We start from the raw sequence: 18893 nt of genomic DNA on the forward strand, positions 1-18893 counted from the left end.
TGTTCGCCGCCATACGACAATTCATCACACCAGTTGTTGGTCAACAAACGTCATTTTTTGCTTACGCGACGCCATGGCGTAGTTCAGTAAAACGCCACCACATGCCACCATACCGCCCAGTAAAGCAGCCAGAACAACGATCATTGATTTAGCCGCACCATCTTTATGCACCGGCAGCGAAGGTGAAAGTTGATATTTAAACGGAGCGAATTGTACGTCGCTCACATTCATCGCTAACAGCTGCTCAACGTGATATTGGCGATTACGTAATTCACCGTTAATTTCAGCAACATCTGTTACTGATTTTTCTATTTCTAATTTACGCGCGATGCCGTCGGCGCCAAGTGAAATAGAAAAATCAGGGTCATCTTTCACTGCCTGACCATTACTGTAGACTGGTTTTTTAATCCCGGCAGCATTCGCAATCTCCAGGGAGTAGTTCAACCGCTGGATATTGGCTTCCAGCTGATTCTTGAGCCTGACGCGATCCATCTCCAGTCTTTCTTTTTCAAAGCTGGTTTTGATCGACAGTTTATTGCGAATATCTTCCAGCGTTTCTTTTTCCACAATGTCGGAAATGTACTGGATGTAGCCTTTCAATACCGACTGGGCTTCTTCAGCCTGTGGCGCGGTAAAACTCAGCGTCCATGCGGTATACAACGAGGTTTCATTCTTTTTTCCTACGTTGCTGTCAACCGCTTTCATTTTCTCACTGAGCCTGACGATGGCCCGATGCAGGTCCATTTCATCGATATCAGCGCCTTTCAGTTGATCCATCACGTAGGGTGAAGAACGCAGATACGCTCCTAACAATGAGGGCGACTGAAATTTTTTGATAAACAGGTTAAATACATCACCACGGCTAACGTTTATATCCATATCCAACACGCGCAATTTGGTCAACGTATTCTCAAGCTCCTGCCACTGGACCGGTTCTGCAGGGGTCACGATGGCCTGACTGGTCCATTTTTGTGGCAGCAAAAAAGAGACCAGAATACCCACACAAGCAAAGGCTAATACGGTCGCCATAATTTTCGTCCTGGCGCGCCATAAAATTTCGATAAGATTCACTAAATCAATTTCGTTGGCATTAGCCGTTGGCTGGGGATAAGCAGTAAGTTCCGAAACGTTGTCTTGCTTAATATTTAATGATGACATGTTGTGTGACCTGAGATCCGCGCCCAAAGAAGAACATTTTCGAAAGAGAAGTCTACCAGTTAGTAAGAATTATCCGAAACATTCTTTGTGCCTGAAGCCCTACCAATAATAATATTCGGAATTTATTCACCCCTTTAATCGCCATCCGCCCCACAAAAAAGATCATCTCCATAACATATAATTTACATTATGGAGCTATTTGATCGCCGCGATAGCAAGAATGGCTTTGTTACATCGAATTATTGATTCGAGAATTAATTATCGGCCCTATATCCTCAAACGAGGCAGGGGAGATAATATCGACATGCGCGCAGTCGTGGTGGTAAACATCCAGACTGGATATCCACGGGGACCAGCTACGTTCAGGGCTGACGCCCGGCACTAAGGTACGCTCAGCAACGAACAGCGTGGCGTGGCCCGCAAACGGCACGCTGTGTGCCGTCGTGAGCAGGCGAACCGCATCAGCGTAGTTGCCTTCGATAGCGGTAAATAAAACCTCCGACGCATTCCCCTGCTGTGCTGCCAGAAACGCTTCACGCTCCCGCTCGATCTCCGCCAGTACGGCAGGATCTAAACCATTGGCCTCTTTTTCCTGCCAGTTTTGCGTCTCCGGCGGCCAGGTATCCAGCAGCCCCAGGAAGGCAACCGTCTCACCTCTGGCCTGTAAACGCGCGGCAATTCCCTGCGCCAGCGTCCCTCCCAGTGAATAACCTAACAAATAGTAGGGGCCATGAGGCTGCTGACTGAGTAGCGTTGCCAGATGATGTTCGCATACCGCATCGAGGTTTTCCGCCATCTGCATCGGGCCATCCGGTCGCGGCGACTGAATACCAATAATCGACCACTGCGGGCTGAGATAACGTGACAGCACGCTAAACTGCCAGGCAAAACCCGACGCCGGATGGAAGCAGAACAACGTTGGACCGTGACTTTCACGCAGTGGCAGCAGCGTCTCGAATCCCAGACGCTGCGACTGTTCATCATCATTGCTCTCCAGCAATGCACTCAGTCGTTCCACGGTAGAAGCCACCATAATCTGCCCGGGTGTTACCTGACGCTCAAAAATGCGGCTCAACTGCGCTGCCAGCTTCATCGCCAGCAGTGAATGCCCGCCAAGCGCAAAGAAATCAGCCTCTACATCATTCACCTCGCAATTCAGCAAGGCCGCAAAAGACTGCGCGATGGTTGTCTCCGTCCCTGCTCGCGGCGCGCGCCCGGAAGTACGCGACGTCAACTGCGGCATGGGTAGCGCTTTACGATCCAGTTTGCCGTTCGCGCTAAGCGGCAACTCCGCCAGTTGTAACAATACCGCTGGTACCATGTGCGCAGGCAGTTTTTCGCGCAGACGTTCCCGTAATGCAGACGTCTCCAGCGGTAGACCCGATTGAGACACCAGATACCCCACCAGTTGGCGCGCATCCCCGCCTGTCGCCGCGGCCTGGTTGAATACGCAGGCATGGGCAACGGCATGTTCGATGTCAGGCATTTGTTGCATCGCCCGGTCAATCTCACCGAGCTCAATGCGCTGTCCGCGAATTTTAAGCTGGTCATCGCTGCGCCCGAGGTATTCCACCGCGCCATTTTCCAACCAGCGCGCCACATCCCCGGTACGATACATGCGTTCGCCCGCGTTAAACGGATCGGCGATAAAACGGCTCGCCGTCAGATCCGGACGGCCCAAATAGCCTTGTGCCAGTTGGATCCCCGTCAGATACAGATCGCCCGCCACGCCGAAAGGCACCGGTCGCATCATGGCATCCAGAATACGTAAACCAGTATTCCATACCGGATAGCCAATCGGCACGCTGTTGCCGGTTACGGCGGCAAGTTCTTCCCCCCAAGCCGGATACCAGCTCACATCGACCGCCGCTTCCGTTGGCCCGTATAAATTGTGCAACGGCACATGAGTCAACTGTTCCCACTCGCGGCATAAGTCTGCAGGCAAGGCTTCACCGCTACAAAATACCTGTTTCAGCGAGGCACAACTCTCCCGCGCAGTTTCCGCCGTCAATGAAGCGACAAAAGCAGCCAGCATAGAAGGAACAAAGTGCGTGGTCGTCACCCCGTATTGGGCAAAAAACTGCTGCATCGCCAGTGGATCGCGGTGCGCCTCAGGTTCTGCCATGACCAGTTTTGCCCCGGCAATAAACGGCCAGAAAAACTCCCATACCGAGACGTCAAAACTGCACGGTGTTTTTTGCGCCACCACATCATCTGCGGTCAGCGGATAGTGATTTTGCATCCACAGCAAACGGTTAACGATGGCGGTTTGCCCAACCATCACCCCTTTTGGCCTGCCGGTTGAACCGGAAGTAAAAATGATATAGGCCGTATGATTGGGTCGAGATAGCGCCAACGGAGCTGCATCATCTGCTGGCAGCGGCGCGTCGTAGCACAGGCTTTCCAGGCCAGGGATGTCACTAAAGCGCGCCAGTTGTTCCTCGGTCGCGATCAACAGTTTTGGCTGCGCATCTTCGAGCATCATCCGCAGGCGATCGTCCGGGTATCCGGTATCCAATGGCAGCCAGGCGGCTCCCGCCTCAACAATGCCATGCAGCGCCAGCGTCAGGAACACGGAACGCGGTAATGCCACGGCAACGCTGTCACCCGGCTGTACGCCGCGTTCACGCAGAAGGCTCGCCAGCGCCACAACCTGCTGGCGCATTTCGCGATAGCTAAACTGATAGCGGGCATCGGCCAGTGCCGGGGCATCCGGTGTTTTATCGGCTTGTTGCGCCACCAGCGCGCTCAGCGTAGTGGACGGGATCTCCACGCTCGTGTCGTTAATCTTCGCCAGCCGTTCATGTTCTGTCGGCAACAACATTTCAGCGTCGCCACAGCATAGCGACGGATTGTCGGCAAATTGCTCAATAAGCGCGATTAAACGCGAGGCATGCTGCGCCAGCGTCGCTGCATCGTAGCGCTGTTTATTGGCCAGGATTTCAATACTCAGCCCGCCGTTTTCATCCGGGAACAATGCCAGTTCAAGATCATTCACCGGCCCTGTCGCCAGCGTATGGGTTTGCGCCTGTACGCTGGGAATATTCAGCTGGTAGTCGAATATTTTCACGTTCAGCACCGGGCCAAACAGCGGTTCGGCCCCGGCTGCACGCCCGCTGTCGCGAACGATTTGTTCGGCATCATAACGTTGATGCCGACGCATTTTCTTCAACTGTCCGGCCAGTCGTTGTGCAAGCGCAGGCAAGCTTTCTGTCGCATCCAGTTGCACGCCAAACGGCAGAACGTTTAAAACCGGTCCTGTGGACGTCAACGCCGCCGAGCCCATGCGCCGCATAAAGATAAACCCGGCGGCATAATCCATTCGGCTGCATAAGCGTCCCAGCCACAACGCCACCAGCGCAAGAGCCAGATCCGCACGCTGAACATCAGGCATGCGTGCCGCAAGCTGGCGGAACACGCCTTCAGGCGCGGTTAACTTCAGGCGAATAATCTCCGCGCTGGCCGATCGCCCCGGCAACGGTTTGTTCGACAGCGAAGCCGGTGGTGGTAGTTGTTTTCGCTGCTCGCGCCAGAATGCGCCGTCGCGTTGCCAGGCATCGCTTTGACGATACTGTTGATACTCTTCCACCACCTCAGTAAACGGCGTAAACGGTGAGTCTGGCGTTGACTCGCCGTGCAGCCATGCGCGGTAAATTGCGGCTATCTGTCGGGTAATAGCCGGGAAACTGAAGCCATCAACCAGCAGATGATGATAACGTTGATACCAATACCAGCGTTTGTCTCCCACCTGTATAAGCAAATGAAAAACCAGCGGCTTGTCGCCGTCAGCACGCAGATCCTGCTGCAGGTCAGCTTGCATCAACGCCCGCGCCACCTCATGTGGGTTGGATTTTTCGCGCAGATCGATGATTCCGGGTTGCGCAAAAGTGAGCGCAGGATCCACCCATTGCCAGACCTCGCCGTTATCTTCGCTAAACTGCATTCGCAAGGTATCGGCCTGCTCCAGGCCAGCCACAACCGCTTTCGCCAGCAACGGCGCGTCCAGTTCGCCGGTTAATTCTACGTAGTGCGCTACGCTCCACGCCGAGGGCAATGTGGAGAGTTTTTCCGCCATCCAGATCCCCGGCTGAGCCGCCACTAACGGTAAACGTTGAGTCATGGAGCCTCCTGCACATCGACATAGTTCGCTGGCGTCAGCGCGGTCCAGTTTGCATCCAGCCATTGCTGGCAGGCTTCCTGGGATTGGGGTTCACACACGACCTTCCAGCCAGCAGGAAGTGAGCACTGTTGCGGCCAAAGACTAAACTGGCGTTGGGGATTTTGCAGAATGTAAAACTGACCCTGCGGATTATCGAAGGGATTACTGAATTCCATACTCAACTCCTGTCGTGGAACATCGTCCGGTTAAATCGTGTCGGTAAGCGGCTGCCAGAGCGTCATTAGCCCTTGCATCAAACCGCCGCGCCAGCAAAGCGCATCGTGTCCACCATCAACCTGACGCCAGAAAATAGACTGTGGCGCAGAGGGTAACTGGGCATATAGCGCCTGATTTGCATGAAAAATAATGGGCTCTCGTATCCCCGCTTCCAGGACAATCCGCAGCCCCTGAGCGCTGATGGTCCCGGTCTTCAGTTGCTCGACGATCGCTCCGTCCTGATGACCACCGCGATGCGGCCACCAGTAAGATCCAGACTGACTGAGTACGCAGCCAAAGCGTTCCGGCCAGTGCAGTCCGGCATACAGCGATGACAACCCGCCAAAACTTTGCCCGGCGACCACGGTACGCTGCGGGTCGTCACTGAACGCGGTCGTCGCCTTCACCAGCGGCAATAGCTCCTGCTGTACTGCCAACCAAAAATCGGCATTACACGGCAATTCGTGGCTGCGGTGAGCCGTATCGATGGCATCAATCAGGAGATAAACGGCGGGAGGGAGGTGTCCGCAATGCGTAAGTGAAGTTAGCGCAGGCCAGACCGGCATACTCTGCGCCCAAAACTGTCCGTCCAGCAGGATAGCCAACGGACGTGCTTCCGGTTGGGCATCACCGGTGGTAAACACCCACACGCGGCGCGTATTGCCAAGCCTGCCGCTACGCCATTGCAGGCAAACTGCGGGAGAACCGGGGTTTTCAGGTCGATCCCATCCAGGTTGTACGGGAGCCTCCGGCATCTCCAGCGCAGACACCGCGTGACCACGACCGCCCTGCCAGCTCTGTGGATTAAGCGGATCGGCAATGGCCTGCGGCAGCAATTTTCGCCAGCCTTCACGCAGCACTGTTCGGTCAGGCGCTTCGCCCGCTGCCAGCGCAGCAAAAATATCGTTTCGTTCTGTTGGAATAAAGCAGTAACTGCCGCGCCAGTTGGCGCTGAGTGAAATACGCCAGCACCAAACATTTGTTCCATCAATGCGTTGCATCGACTGAGGGGTCGCGTTTTGATGGTGATCGGTGACGCCGGTGACGTAGACCCATACGCGACGAATAGCGGACTCTTTTTCCGTTCCCTGCGGGTCACGCCACCAAAAAGTTACCCGATAATTTCCGTTGTCTTCACGCTCCCACTCCGGGCCCTTTTTCGACTGCCACCACGCCTCGCTTCCCATCATTAACGTCGTCACCGCCATAACCCCATGTTTATTGTGAAATTTTATGATTTAGCGTGAAATATATTGATAATATTATTGATAACTATTTGCATTTGCAATAGCGTATTGTCGCGCTGTGGGAAGCGCGCACAGTTTTTCACCACTTATAAACCGACCTGACGCTGCGTACTTTTTCTGGAATGGAGGGTTTACGCGGATACGGGCGACATCAGGCCAAATGCCGTACTACGGCAGATTGGGACTCGTGGCTAAAAGAACAGCAGGACAAACAATGAACAACAAGATTCATTCACTGGCCTTATTGGTCAATTTAGGGATTTACGGGGTAGCCCTGCCAGCAATGGCAGAAGATCAAACCGAGAACGCCGCAGTCTCTCATGAAGACACTATTGTGGTTACCGCCGCCCAGCAGAACCTGCAGGCGCCGGGCGTTTCAACCATTACCGCTGATGAAATCCGTAAGAATCCTCCCGCTCGCGACGTGTCGGAAATCATCCGTACCATGCCAGGCGTTAACCTGACCGGTAACTCAACCAGCGGCCAACGCGGCAACAACCGCCAGATCGATATTCGCGGTATGGGGCCGGAAAACACCCTGATTCTTATCGACGGCAAACCGGTCACCAGCCGCAACTCCGTGCGTCAGGGCTGGCGCGGCGAGCGTGATACCCGTGGCGATACCGCCTGGGTGCCGCCGGAAATGATCGAGCGTATTGAAGTGCTGCGCGGTCCTGCCGCGGCACGCTATGGCAACGGTGCGGCTGGCGGCGTGGTGAATATCATCACCAAAAAAGGCAGCAACGAATGGCACGGCTCCTGGGATACCTATTTCAATGCCCCGGAACACAAAGACGAAGGTTCGACCAAACGTACCAACTTTAGCCTGAATGGTCCAATGGGCGGAGATTTCAGCTTCCGTCTTTACGGTAATCTCGATAAAACCCAGGCCGACGCATGGGACATCAACCAGGGTATCAGTCAGAACGTACCGGCACATATTCAAATACCCTACCAGCCGGTCGTGAAGGGGTGATCAACAAAGATATTAACGGCGTGGTTCGCTGGGATTTCGCCCCGCTCCAGTCACTGGAACTGGAAGCTGGCTATAGCCGTCAAGGCAATCTTTATGCGGGTGACACCCAAAACACCAACACCAACCAACTGGTGAAAGATAACTACGGGAAAGAGACCAACCGTCTTTACCGCCAGAACTACTCTCTGACCTGGAATGGTGGCTGGGATAACGGCGTCACCACCAGCAACTGGGTACAGTACGAACATACGCGTAACTCCCGTACGCCGGAAGGTCTGGCGGGCGGTACTGAGGGGATCTTCGACCCGAATGCGTCACAAAAATATCTCGACGCCGACCTGAGTGACGTCATGCTGCACAGTGAGGTCAGCATTCCGTTAGATCTACTGGTCAACCAAAACCTGACGCTCGGTACCGAATGGAATCAGCAGCGCATGAAGGATATGTTGTCCAATTCACAGACCTTTATGGGCGGTGATATTCCAGGTTCGAGCAGCACCAACCGTAGCCCGTACTCAGACGCAGAGATTTTCTCTCTGTTTGCTGAAAACAACATGGAACTGACCGACAGCACCATGCTGACGCCGGGTCTACGTTTCGACCATCACAGCATCGTCGGCGACAACTGGAGTCCGTCTCTGAACCTGTCCCAAGGTCTGGGAGATGACTTTACGCTGAAAATGGGCATTGCGCGCGCCTATAAAGCGCCAAGTCTGTACCAGCTCAACCCGAATTACATTCTGTACAGCAAGGGGCAGGGTTGCTACGCCACCGGCTCCGCGACCGGTATTGGTTGCTACATGATGGGCAATGACGATCTGAAGGCCGAAACCAGTATCAATAAAGAGATTGGTCTTGAGTTCAAACGTGACGGCTGGCTGGCCGGGGTAACCTGGTTCCGCAATGATTATCGCAACAAGATTGAAGCGGGTACGGTACCTTTCGACAGAACATCTATCACCAATAAAGGAAAGACGACTTACACCGATATCTATCAGTGGGAAAACATTCCTAAAGCGGTGGTTGAGGGTCTGGAAGGTACGTTGAACGTGCCAGTTAGCGAAACCGTTACCTGGACCAACAACATCACCTACATGCTGCAAAGTAAGAATAAAGAGACCGGCGAGCGCCTGTCGATTATTCCTGAATACACGTTGAATTCGACCCTGAGCTGGCAGGCACGCGAAGATTTGTCGCTGCAGTCAACCTTCACCTGGTATGGCAAACAGCAGCCTAAGAAATACGATTACCAGGGTAAACCGGTGACCGGCAGCTCGGCCAGCGAAGTTAGTCCGTACAGTATCGTCGGCCTGAGTGCGACCTGGGACGTGACGAAAAACGTCAGCCTGACCGGCGGCGTGGATAACGTCTTTGATAAACGTTTGTGGCGTGAAGGTAATGCCCAGACCACGGGTGATATCGTCACCGGGAACTATATGGCGGGCGCTGGCGCGCACACCTATAACGAACCGGGCCGCACGTGGTTCATGAGCGTTAACACGCACTTCTGATAACGTTTCTCCCTCTCCTCACTGCGGGGAGAGGGAACTCATCACTATCATGCGCACAACTCACACACCACTCACCTTCGCAAACCATACGCTGCACGTTGTCGAGTTCGATCCCGACAGCTTCCATGAGCACGACATGCTCTGGCTGCCCCACCACACTCAACTTCTGTCCAGTGGACGTAAGCGTAAAGCCGAGCACTTGGCAGGCCGTATTGCCGCCGTGCACGCGCTGCGTGAATTTGGCCACAAAGCCGTACCCGGCATCGGCGCACAACGCCAACCGTTGTGGCCGCAAAATCTGTTTGGCAGCATCAGTCATTGCGCAACAATTGCCCTGGCGACGGTATCGACGCATCCCGTCGGGCTGGATATAGAAACTATATTTACGCTGCAAACCGCGAACGAACTGTTAAGTAGTATTGTCACCAATACAGAAAAAGAGTGGTTGGCCAATAGCGGCCTGACAGTGGAACAGGCTCTCACACTGGCATTTTCCGCCAAAGAAAGTGCTTTTAAAGTAACCCTGGCATCACAACAGGCAAACGCCGGATTTTCGCAGTATCAAATCGTTGAGTTGCAACACAACCAAATGATACTACGTGCTCACAGCCAAATGTATCGCGTGCAATGGCGGTTCTCGGGCAATGATGTAATCACACTGGCAACAGTGTGAACGTCACAGCAGGTCTCGCGCCTGAGCAGCGATAGCTGCGGCGTCAAAACCATGATGCTGACGTAGCCAGCCACGATCCGCTGCCGCTGCGTACTCTCCATCCGGAATACCTAAACGCTTTAACACTGCCCCGACTCCGCCCTCAGCCAGTACTTCTGCCACCAGGCTTCCCAACCCACCATTAATATTGTGCTCTTCTACGGTAATCACCGCTTTGCAGCCCTGTAATACTGATAACAGAGCTTTGGTATCACATGGTCGAATTGAAGGTACACTGACCACTTTCGCCTGAATACCTGCATCAGCCAACAGCGCAGCGGCATCAACAATTTCATGAACTGTCGAGCCAGTTGCCACCAGCGCCACATGTTCCCCCTCGCGCAGTGTTAACACCGCCCCCGGAACAAAACGGTAACTCTCGTCATGAAGTTCCGGCAGTGCTTTTCCATCAAGACGAATATATACCGGTCCCTGATAGCCAATCGCATAATCGATAATCTGTCGGCACTCTCGTGGCGAAGATGGGGCGAAAATCTGGATATTGCCGAAGCCTCGCATAATGGCAATATCATCGATCGAATGGTGAGTGCTCGCCAACGGGCCATAGCTGGCACCGGCATTAAGACCGAATAGCTTCACATTGGTATTGTTGTAGCAAACATCGACTTTAATTTGCTCATTGGCACGGGAGATCAGAAATGGCGCAGCGTTACAGGTGACGGCTACCTTACCGCCAAGAGCAAGTCCTGCCGCCGTTCCAACCATGCTTTGTTCAGCAATACCTACGTTGACCAACCGATCAGGAAACTGCTTTATAAAAGGAGAAATTTTCGCTGTTGATGTCGAGTCCGCTACGACCGGAACCAGGTCAACCCCCTTTTCAACTGCATCAATGAACGCCTGAACCATGACGTTTGCGAGGTGTTCTGCATTACTCATCTTTTAACTCCTCCAGAGCCAGTTCGATCTCTTCACCTTTTGGCACCCGATGGTGCCATTCAGAGCGCCCCTGGATAAACGATATACCCGCGCCTTTCGTGGTATTGGCAATGATGACGTTAGGTTTTCCTTCCTGCTTAAGTCCTTCCAGAGTGGCGACAACCGACGCCATATCATTCCCCTGACATTCAGTCACTGTCATACCAAATGCCTGCCATTTTGCGGCAAGCGGATCGGTATTCATGATTTCGCGAGTCGGTCCGGCTAATTGAAGATTGTTCTTGTCATTAATAATGATCAGGTTGTCGAGGCCATAATGAGCAGCAGCCAGTGCCGCTTCCCAGTTACTTCCTTCGGCCAGTTCACCATCACCTGTGATTAAAAAGATGCGGCGTGAACTGTTATTTTTCTTCGCAGCCAGAGCCAGTCCCACCGCAACAGGTAAACCGTGGCCCAGAGCACCTGTATTCAGTTCAATACCCGGCGTTTTCTGGCGAACCGGATGTCCGGGAAGATGGGAATTGGCATGTTGATAGGTTTCCAGCCAGTCAACGGGGAAAAAACCCGCTTCCGCCAGAACACAGTAGTAACAGCCCACCGCGTGACCTTTAGATTGGATGTAGATATCCCGAGCTTCATCAGCGATACGCTCCGGAGCGACATTGAGTATCCGAAAATAGAGTGCCGTCAACAGTTCAACCTGAGACAGGTCCGCACCAGTATGCCCACCCGCAGGACTGTTAGCATTTAATCTGACGATGTGACGGCGAACCGCCCGCGCTTTGCGCTCAAGAGTCTGGATATCATAGTTCCAGGGATTCATTTAGCACCTCTGAATTTATTTTCAATGTGGAATATTTATTCCGTATGGGACTAAAAAAACCAGAATTTCCCATACGTCACATCATCAGGCTTACGCCCTTGTATCATACTCAGGTACATTCTGCCTCCTTACCGCGACCACACTGACGCTGGTAATAATAAGTTGACCTGTCACCACTATGAATATATATTCATAAATGATTCTTTATTCAATTATGCAACCTAATTTTCGTATTTGTCCATAGCTGTTTTTGAGGATTGGTTAAAGTTAGAGCTTTATCACACTTACCTGTCTTAAATTTTCGCGTATGATAAAACGCATTAAGATAATGGCGGTACGTAAATGATTTTCGGGGAAATATATGGCTAAGCAGGACGAACAACGGCTATTGGTTAAAATCGCTACCCTTTACTATCTTGAAGGACGCAAACAGTCCGATATTGCTCAACTTCTCTCGCTTTCTCAGTCGTTTATCTCCCGCGCCATCACCCGCTGTCAGAAAGAAGGGGTGGTGAAAATCAGCGTTGTCCAGCCCTCAAATATCTTCCTGAATCTTGAAAAAGGGATCGAGGAACGTTACGGCATTAAGCAGGCCATAGTGGTTGATACCGAAGAGGATGCCAGCGACCACACCATCAAACGCGCCATTGGTTCTGCCGCAGCCCACTATCTGGAAACCCGATTGCGCCCCAAAGACCTGGTGGGCGTTTCCTCATGGAGTTCGACTATCCGAGCGATGGTGGATGAAGTCCATACACAGAATCTGAAAGCCGGCGGCGTAATTCAATTGTTGGGCGGCGTAGGTCCCAACGGCAACGTACAAGCCACAATTCTGACGCAGACGCTGGCGCAACATCTGAATTGTGAAGCCTGGCTACTTCCTTCTCAGAGTATCGAAGGTTCGGTTGAAGAGAAAAACCGTCTCGTTGCCAGCAAAGATGTCGCCGATGTGATTTCACGCTTTGATAATGTCGACATCGCCATTGTTGGCGTCGGGATCCTCGAACCATCCCAATTGCTGAAAACATCAGGTAACTACTACCACGAAGATATGTTGCAGGTACTGGCCGATCGCGGCGCGGTCGGGGACATTTGCCTGCATTACTACGACAACGAGGGACAGCCGGTATTACAAGATGACGAAGATCCAGTGATTGGCATGGCACTGGACAAGGTAAAAAAATGCCCGAATGTCGTGGCGCTTGCTGGCGGTACAGACAAAGTCGCGGCAATTAAAGGGGCGTTGAACGGAGGTTATATCGACGTGCTCATTACCGACTATCCTACGGCCCGTATGCTGGTCACCTCCTGATCCTTAATTCGCTGGTAGCCTTTGCACGAAAGATAAAAAGCAAAGGCTGTGACTAAAATCTATATATTTCAATAGACTGAAAGGTTTCACCTCGCCTTAATTTATTCTTTTTTCTGTTATTGTCCCGTCTGTGTAAGTGTGATTCTCAGCACAATTGATGATTTTTTCTGTAGCCCAACGGAAAGATTGTAGCTAAGGTATTAAATAAATAATCAATACCGAATATATATTCAATAATTAAAAAAGCGATGTCACAGCCAGGCCTGATGCAGTAATGACGCGACAATGAGAGGGTTTTATCCTCTAAACCGGGACGCAATGTGACTCAGGAGATAATCTATGTGTGCAGCGAAGAAAGAGTTCATCATTGCGCTGGATGAAGGCACAACTAACGCCAAAGCAATCGCGCTTGATGCACAGGGCAATGTGGTCGCAAAGTTTTCTCAGCCACTGGCGATTCAGACCCCCCGGGATGGCTGGGTTGAACAATCTGGGGAGGCGTTGATTGATGCGTCTATTAGCGTCATAGCCAAAGCTATGAATCATGTTGGTGCTGAAAACGTCGCAGCACTGGCTATTAGTAATCAGCGTGAAACCGCCATAGGCTGGTATCGCCAGACTGGCAGACCGCTAAATTCCGCAATCACCTGGCAATGTACGCGCAGTGCGGCTTACTGCGAGGAACTGCGGCATGAAAATAAAGAACAACTAATAAAATCAACCACTGGTCTGCCAATCGCACCACTTTTCTCCGCATCAAAAATGCGCTGGCTACTGGAATCCGTGACCGATGGCCCACAGCTGGCTGCGCAGGGACAAATTTGCCTGGGAACGATCGACAGTTGGTTGCTATGGAATTTAACCGCTGGTGAAACCTTCTGCTGTGACTATTCCAACGCCGCCCGCACACAGTTGCTAAACCTGCACTCTGGAGAGTGGGATGAAGCCATGCTGGCACTCTTCCACATTCCGCGTGTCGCCTTACCGGAAATAAAACCCTCCAGTGGATTATTTGGTCATACTCGTGGACTGGATGGCATTCCAGACGGCATTCCTGTGATGTCGATGGTGGGTGACTCACATGCCGCTCTGTTTGGTCATGCTCTTGGCGAAATGGGATGCGTTAAAGCAACTTATGGTACCGGGTCATCAGTGATGTCGCCGGTCAAATCAGCCCAATGCGATATTGACGCTCTGGCTACCACCATCGCCTGGCACGATGGCAATAGCATCATATACGGTCTGGAGGGCAATATCCCGCACACGGGTGATGCGGTGGCATGGATGGCGGACAGTACGGGTTTGAGCGAACTTTCGGATGCCGAACTGGCAAACGAACTCAACACCCTTCCCGCCTCTGTTGATTCAACCCTCGGCGTTTATTTTGTGCCAGCACTGACCGGGCTTGGGGCGCCGTGGTGGGATGACAGTGCCCGTGGAGTTATCTGCGGACTCAGTCGGGGAGTTAAACGTGCCCATCTGATCCGTGCCGCACTTGAGTCGATTACCTATCAAATCGCCGATGTTGTAGTTGCCATGCAGCAGCACGATGATTTCAAGTTAACGGCATTAATGGTTGACGGTGGCCCCACCAAAAACGACTGGCTAATGCAATATCAGGCAGATCTGCTTGGTTATCCGGTTATGCGTAGCGATGTGCCAGAACTGTCCGCCATTGGCGCGGCATTACTGGCGCGTAAAGCGCTTTATCCTGGCTCACTGACTGATTTAAAAGCTTTTTTAACCGTACATAGCACATTTAAACCCGACATGGATCGCCATCATCGGTTGCAAAAAAGATGGCAGGAATGGCGCCATGCGGTAAACAGAACATTATGGAAACCGGCCCCGTCCGCCTGATGCCTCGCCAGGGAAAACACGCGACGTTATTTACCACATATACAGGAGGGCACCGGATCATAAAAAACTCAGGCTTTACGTTGTTTCACCGTACCCGACAATAACAACACAGAGAGAACATTGTCATGAAATTACGTTTAACGCTGTTAACTGCTGCAACCCTGACTGCTTTGTCTTTTACTGCTCATGCAGCGGAAAAAGGGACAATCATGATTATGGTGAATTCACTGGATAATCCGTATTACGCCTCAGAAGCAAAAGGTGCCAGTGAAAAAGCCCAGGAACTAGGCTACAAAACCACAATTTTGTCGCACAGTGAAGATGTAAAAAAACAGAATGAATTGATTGATACGGCAATCGGCAAAAAAGTCCAGGGTATTGTTCTGGATAATGCAGATTCAACGGCCAGCGTTGCGGCAATTGAAAAAGCGAAAAAAGCTGGAATTCCCGTCATATTGATCAACCGTGAAATTCCCGTTGATGATGTTGCACTGGTGCAAATTACCCATAATAACTTCCAGGCTGGTTCAGAAGTTGCAAATATTTTCGTCGAGAAAATGGGTGAAAAAGGTAAATATGCTGAACTGACATGTAACCTTGCCGATAATAATTGTGTTACGCGCTCCAAATCCTTTCATCAGGTTATTGATCAGTTCCCGGATATGGTTAGTGTCGCCAGACAGGATGCCAAAGGCACGCTTATCGACGGTAAACGTATTATGGACAGCATCCTACAGGCCCACCCGGACGTGAAAGGTATTATCTGCGGTAACGGTCCAGTAGCACTGGGGGCTATTGCTGCATTAAAAGCGGCGAACCGCAGTGACGTGGTCGTGGTCGGTATCGACGGTAGCAACGACGAACGTGATGCAGTGAAAGCTGGCACTCTACAGGCGACCGTCATGCTCCAGGCACAGGCTATCGCAGCGCAAGGAGTTACCGATCTGGATAACTACCTGCAAAAAGGCATAAAACCAGAAAAACAACGCGTCATGTTCCGCGGAATTCTTATCACTAAAGAAAACGCAGATAAAGTGCAGGATTTCAATATCAAGTCCTGATCCCGGGTTGTTGCGCCTCTCAGGAGGCGCAGAGGAGAACATTATGTCTAAGAAAGCCTGGCTTGCGCTGGTCGTGCTGACCGTGGGAGGATGTCGCATCGTCTCGCAGCAGGAACTTGCGGACCTCAAGTCGCCACCGAATCCACACATGGGTAATATAGCCCAAACGTGGCAAAACAAGATTGTCCCGCAAATTGTCGGGCAGGCTCGTCCGGTGGCCGATTTATTAATGGCCTTGCATGCTGAAAAAGATTTTGACAGCGCCTGTAAAAATCTCGGCTATCGCTCTCAGGAAGAGAATCCCTGCATCTTTTACGTACAAGTGGAGGGAAAAATTAGCAATCTTGATACCGCCTCTCGTAGTGGAAAAATGACCATCGTCGATAAAAGCGGCAACAACATTATTGTGCAGATTGGTCCGACGCTGCGCGGCACACAATTACGCGATGCCTTTAAAGGCGCAAGTTATAGTGATTTCAATGACCAGGTATTATTTGGTGAATATGGTCGAGGAATTAACGAACAAGCAATAAAGATGGTCCAATCTGCGCAACTTAAAACCGGAGAATCAGTGCACGTTTATGGTGTTTTTTCTGAGTGGGAGATTCCAGAATCCATCCCGGTTATTACACCAGCGAAAATTGAATCCGTAGGAGGACAATAACATGCAGCAGCAAGATATCGTCACTCCTCATTCCGTCGAATCTGAAGTTATTATCGAAACACAAGATTTATCGCGTGTTTACCCTGGGGTGGTGGCATTAGATAGCGTCAACTATCGGGTATATCGAAATAAAGTAAACGTGCTGATCGGAGAAAATGGTGCGGGTAAGTCCACCATGATGAAAATGCTTGCTGGTGTCGAAAGCCCCTCTTCCGGGAAAATTATTATGGATGGCATACCTGTCACATTAAATTCTACTCATCAGGCCGAAAAACTGGGTATCAGCATTATTTTTCAGGAGTTGAATTTATTCCCAAACATGAATGTCATGGATAATATTTTCATGGCTAACGAGTTCTTTCAGAAAGGGAAAATCAACGAAAAATACCAATACGCACTGGCAAAATCATTACTGGAAAGACTCGAGCTGGATGTTGATCCGTATACACCTCTGGAAGAACTAGGGATCGGTCATCAGCAACTGGTCGAAATTGCTCGTGCGCTCTCCAAAGATACCCGTGTTTTAATCATGGATGAACCGACCTCCGCCCTCAGCCAGTCTGAGGTGAAAGTGTTGTTTAACGTCATTGAGCAACTCAAACGGCGCGGCGTCACCATCATCTATATATCCCACCGTCTGGAAGAGTTGATGGAAATTGGTGATTACATCACGATTTTCCGCGACGGCCGTTTTATCAGTGAACGCCCAGTCAATGATGCCAGTATTCCGTGGATCATTGAACAAATGGTGGGAGACAAGAAAAAACATTTTGATTATCAACCCGCACCAAAAGGTGAAACGGTTCTATCCGTACAGGGTCTCACAGCCCTTCATCCGAGCGGCGGCTATAAGCTTAATGACGTGACGTTTAGCCTCAGTAAAGGCGAAGTCATCGGAATCTATGGTCTGCTGGGCGCAGGACGGACGGAACTGTTCAAAGGCCTGGTGGGACTTATGCCCTGCCAGAGTGGGAGTGTGCAGCTTAACGGCGAATGCATTGATAAAGCCCATTTTCAGTCACGCCTTAAAAAGGGGTTGGCACTGGTGCCTGAAGACAGACAGGGCGAAGGCGTTGTTCAGATGATGTCGATTCAGTCCAACATGACGCTGTCTGACTTCAGCCTGCAAGGCTTTCGCCGAGCCTGGAAATGGCTGAATCCGCACAAAGAGCAGACCAGTGTGAAGGCAATGATCCAGCAACTGGCTATCAAAGTGAGCGATCCCGAACTGCCTATCACCTCATTAAGCGGCGGTAATCAGCAAAAAGTGGTGCTGGGTAAGGCATTAATGACGCAACCGCAGGTGGTTTTCCTTGACGAGCCCACCCGAGGCATTGATGTGGGCGCGAAAACCGACGTGTATCACCTTATTGGCAAAATGGCGCAGCAAGGGCTGGCGGTGATGTTCTCTTCATCAGAGCTGGACGAAGTGATGGCGCTGGCGGACCGTATTCTGGTGATGGCTGATGGCCGAATCACCGCTGATGTCCCCCGTCATGCGGTCACCCGCGAGACCTTAATCGCGGCTTCGACACCTCAAGATTAATCAGGCTGGAATCCATCATGAACCAGAAATATATGATTTATATGTACCTGTTGAAGGCCAGAACGTTTATTGCACTGCTGCTGGTTATCGCATTCTTTAGTGTGATGGGTAATGACTCCAACTTATTGATAGTGTTTTATGTTCAGATAATGCCCGATGACTTTGTCATGCAGCTCCACCGATTTTGAGAACGACAGCGACTTCCGTCCCAGCCGTGCCAGGTGCTGCCTCAGATTCAGGTTATGCCGCTCAATTCGCTGCGTATATCGCTTGCTGATTACGTGCAGCTTTCCCTTCAGGCGGGATTCATACAGCGGCCAGCCATCCGTCATCCATATCACCACGTCAAAGGGTGACAGCAGGCTCATAAGACGCCCCAGCGTCGCCATAGTGCGTTCACCGAATACGTGCGCAACAACCGTCTTCCGGAGCCTGTCATACGCGTAAAACAGCCAGCGCTGGCGCGATTTAGCCCCGACATAGCCCCACTGTTCGTCCATTTCCGCGCAGACGATGACGTCACTGCCCGGCTGTATGCGCGAGGTTACCGACTGCGGCCTGAGTTTTTTAAGTGACGTAAAATCGTGTTGAGGCCAATGCCCATAATGCGGGCTGTTGCCCGGCATCCAACGCCATTCATGGCCATATCAATGATTTTCTGGTGCGTACCGGGTTGAGAAGCGGTGTAAGTGAACTGCAGTTGCCATGTTTTACGGCAGTGAGAGCAGAGATAGCGCTGATGTCCGGC

The 18893-nt window shown here is 51.6% G+C and carries 12 protein-coding genes and 3 pseudogenes; 8 read left to right on the forward strand and 7 right to left on the reverse strand.

Annotation, left to right across the window (positions count from 1 at the left end; genetic code table 11):
• Positions 1 to 24: 24 nt before the first annotated feature.
• The 4 genes from wzz(fepE) to fes all read right to left on the reverse strand — a co-directional run bounded on the left by wzz(fepE) (position 25) and on the right by fes (position 6741).
• A complete protein-coding gene (gene wzz(fepE) / locus OGY15_RS06375; RefSeq protein WP_187252843.1) occupies positions 25 to 1158 on the reverse strand; it encodes an LPS O-antigen length regulator Wzz(fepE) in 1134 nt (377 codons plus the stop codon).
• A 229-nt stretch (positions 1159 to 1387) separates the two neighbouring features.
• Positions 1388 to 5278 carry an enterobactin non-ribosomal peptide synthetase EntF gene (entF, locus tag OGY15_RS06380; protein ID WP_286538821.1) on the reverse strand — a complete coding sequence of 1297 codons (3891 nt, stop codon included), beginning with the start codon at positions 5276 to 5278 and terminating at the stop codon, positions 1388 to 1390.
• The gene (locus OGY15_RS06385; RefSeq protein WP_151218720.1) at positions 5275 to 5493 is read right to left on the reverse strand and encodes an MbtH family protein; all 219 of its coding nucleotides are present in this window, start codon (positions 5491 to 5493) and stop codon (positions 5275 to 5277) included. Before OGY15_RS06385 ends, entF begins: the two co-directional genes overlap by 4 nt.
• Positions 5494 to 5523: 30 nt before the next feature.
• Entirely contained in the window at positions 5524 to 6741 is a 1218-nt protein-coding gene (gene fes, locus OGY15_RS06390; RefSeq protein ID WP_187259410.1) for an enterochelin esterase, read from the reverse strand.
• A gap of 253 nt (positions 6742 to 6994) precedes the next feature.
• On the opposite strand from fes, the pseudogene OGY15_RS06395 reads away from it, so the two are divergent.
• Both OGY15_RS06395 and entD read left to right on the forward strand, forming a co-directional pair.
• A pseudogene (locus OGY15_RS06395) lies at positions 6995 to 9267 on the forward strand (TonB-dependent siderophore receptor).
• Between the two features lie 49 nt (positions 9268 to 9316).
• Positions 9317 to 9940, forward strand: coding sequence for an enterobactin synthase subunit EntD (entD, locus tag OGY15_RS06400; protein WP_286538822.1), 624 nt, complete (start codon positions 9317 to 9319; stop codon positions 9938 to 9940).
• A gap of 3 nt (positions 9941 to 9943) precedes the next feature.
• Here the strand turns inward: entD and OGY15_RS06405 are convergent, their stop codons facing one another.
• A complete protein-coding gene (locus tag OGY15_RS06405) occupies positions 9944 to 10879 on the reverse strand; it encodes a transketolase family protein (RefSeq protein WP_286538823.1) in 936 nt (311 codons plus the stop codon).
• Complete coding sequence (locus OGY15_RS06410; RefSeq protein WP_151224903.1) at positions 10872 to 11702, reverse strand: transketolase; 831 nt, start codon at positions 11700 to 11702, stop codon at positions 10872 to 10874. The genes OGY15_RS06405 and OGY15_RS06410 overlap by 8 nt, the downstream gene beginning before the upstream one ends.
• 361 nt (positions 11703 to 12063) lie before the next feature.
• On the opposite strand from OGY15_RS06410, the gene OGY15_RS06415 reads away from it, so the two are divergent.
• The 6 genes and pseudogenes from OGY15_RS06415 to OGY15_RS06440 form a co-directional block, all read left to right on the forward strand.
• Entirely contained in the window at positions 12064 to 13014 is a 951-nt protein-coding gene (locus OGY15_RS06415) for a sugar-binding transcriptional regulator (protein WP_187252848.1), read from the forward strand.
• Positions 13015 to 13353: 339 nt separating this feature from the next.
• The gene (locus OGY15_RS06420; protein ID WP_286538825.1) at positions 13354 to 14874 is read left to right on the forward strand and encodes an FGGY family carbohydrate kinase; all 1521 of its coding nucleotides are present in this window, start codon (positions 13354 to 13356) and stop codon (positions 14872 to 14874) included.
• Between the two features lie 125 nt (positions 14875 to 14999).
• Complete coding sequence (locus OGY15_RS06425) at positions 15000 to 15935, forward strand: D-ribose ABC transporter substrate-binding protein (protein ID WP_043015525.1); 936 nt, start codon at positions 15000 to 15002, stop codon at positions 15933 to 15935.
• Positions 15936 to 15978: 43 nt separating this feature from the next.
• Positions 15979 to 16599 carry a DUF2291 family protein gene (locus OGY15_RS06430; RefSeq protein WP_151218714.1) on the forward strand — a complete coding sequence of 207 codons (621 nt, stop codon included), beginning with the start codon at positions 15979 to 15981 and terminating at the stop codon, positions 16597 to 16599.
• A 1-nt stretch (position 16600) separates the two neighbouring features.
• Positions 16601 to 18145 (forward strand): sugar ABC transporter ATP-binding protein, encoded by a 1545-nt coding sequence (locus OGY15_RS06435; RefSeq protein WP_286538826.1) that lies wholly within the window; start codon positions 16601 to 16603, stop codon positions 18143 to 18145.
• A gap of 17 nt (positions 18146 to 18162) precedes the next feature.
• Positions 18163 to 18279, forward strand: a pseudogene (locus tag OGY15_RS06440) (ABC transporter permease); the annotation flags it as partial.
• Here OGY15_RS06440 and OGY15_RS06445 read toward each other — a convergent pair.
• A pseudogene (locus tag OGY15_RS06445) lies at positions 18268 to 18893 on the reverse strand (IS1-like element IS1B family transposase); the annotation flags it as partial. The pseudogenes OGY15_RS06440 and OGY15_RS06445 sit on opposite strands and share 12 nt — an antisense overlap.

This window comes from Citrobacter sp. Cu231 (genome assembly GCF_030332265.1).
Lineage (GTDB): Bacteria > Pseudomonadota > Gammaproteobacteria > Enterobacterales > Enterobacteriaceae > Citrobacter > Citrobacter meridianamericanus.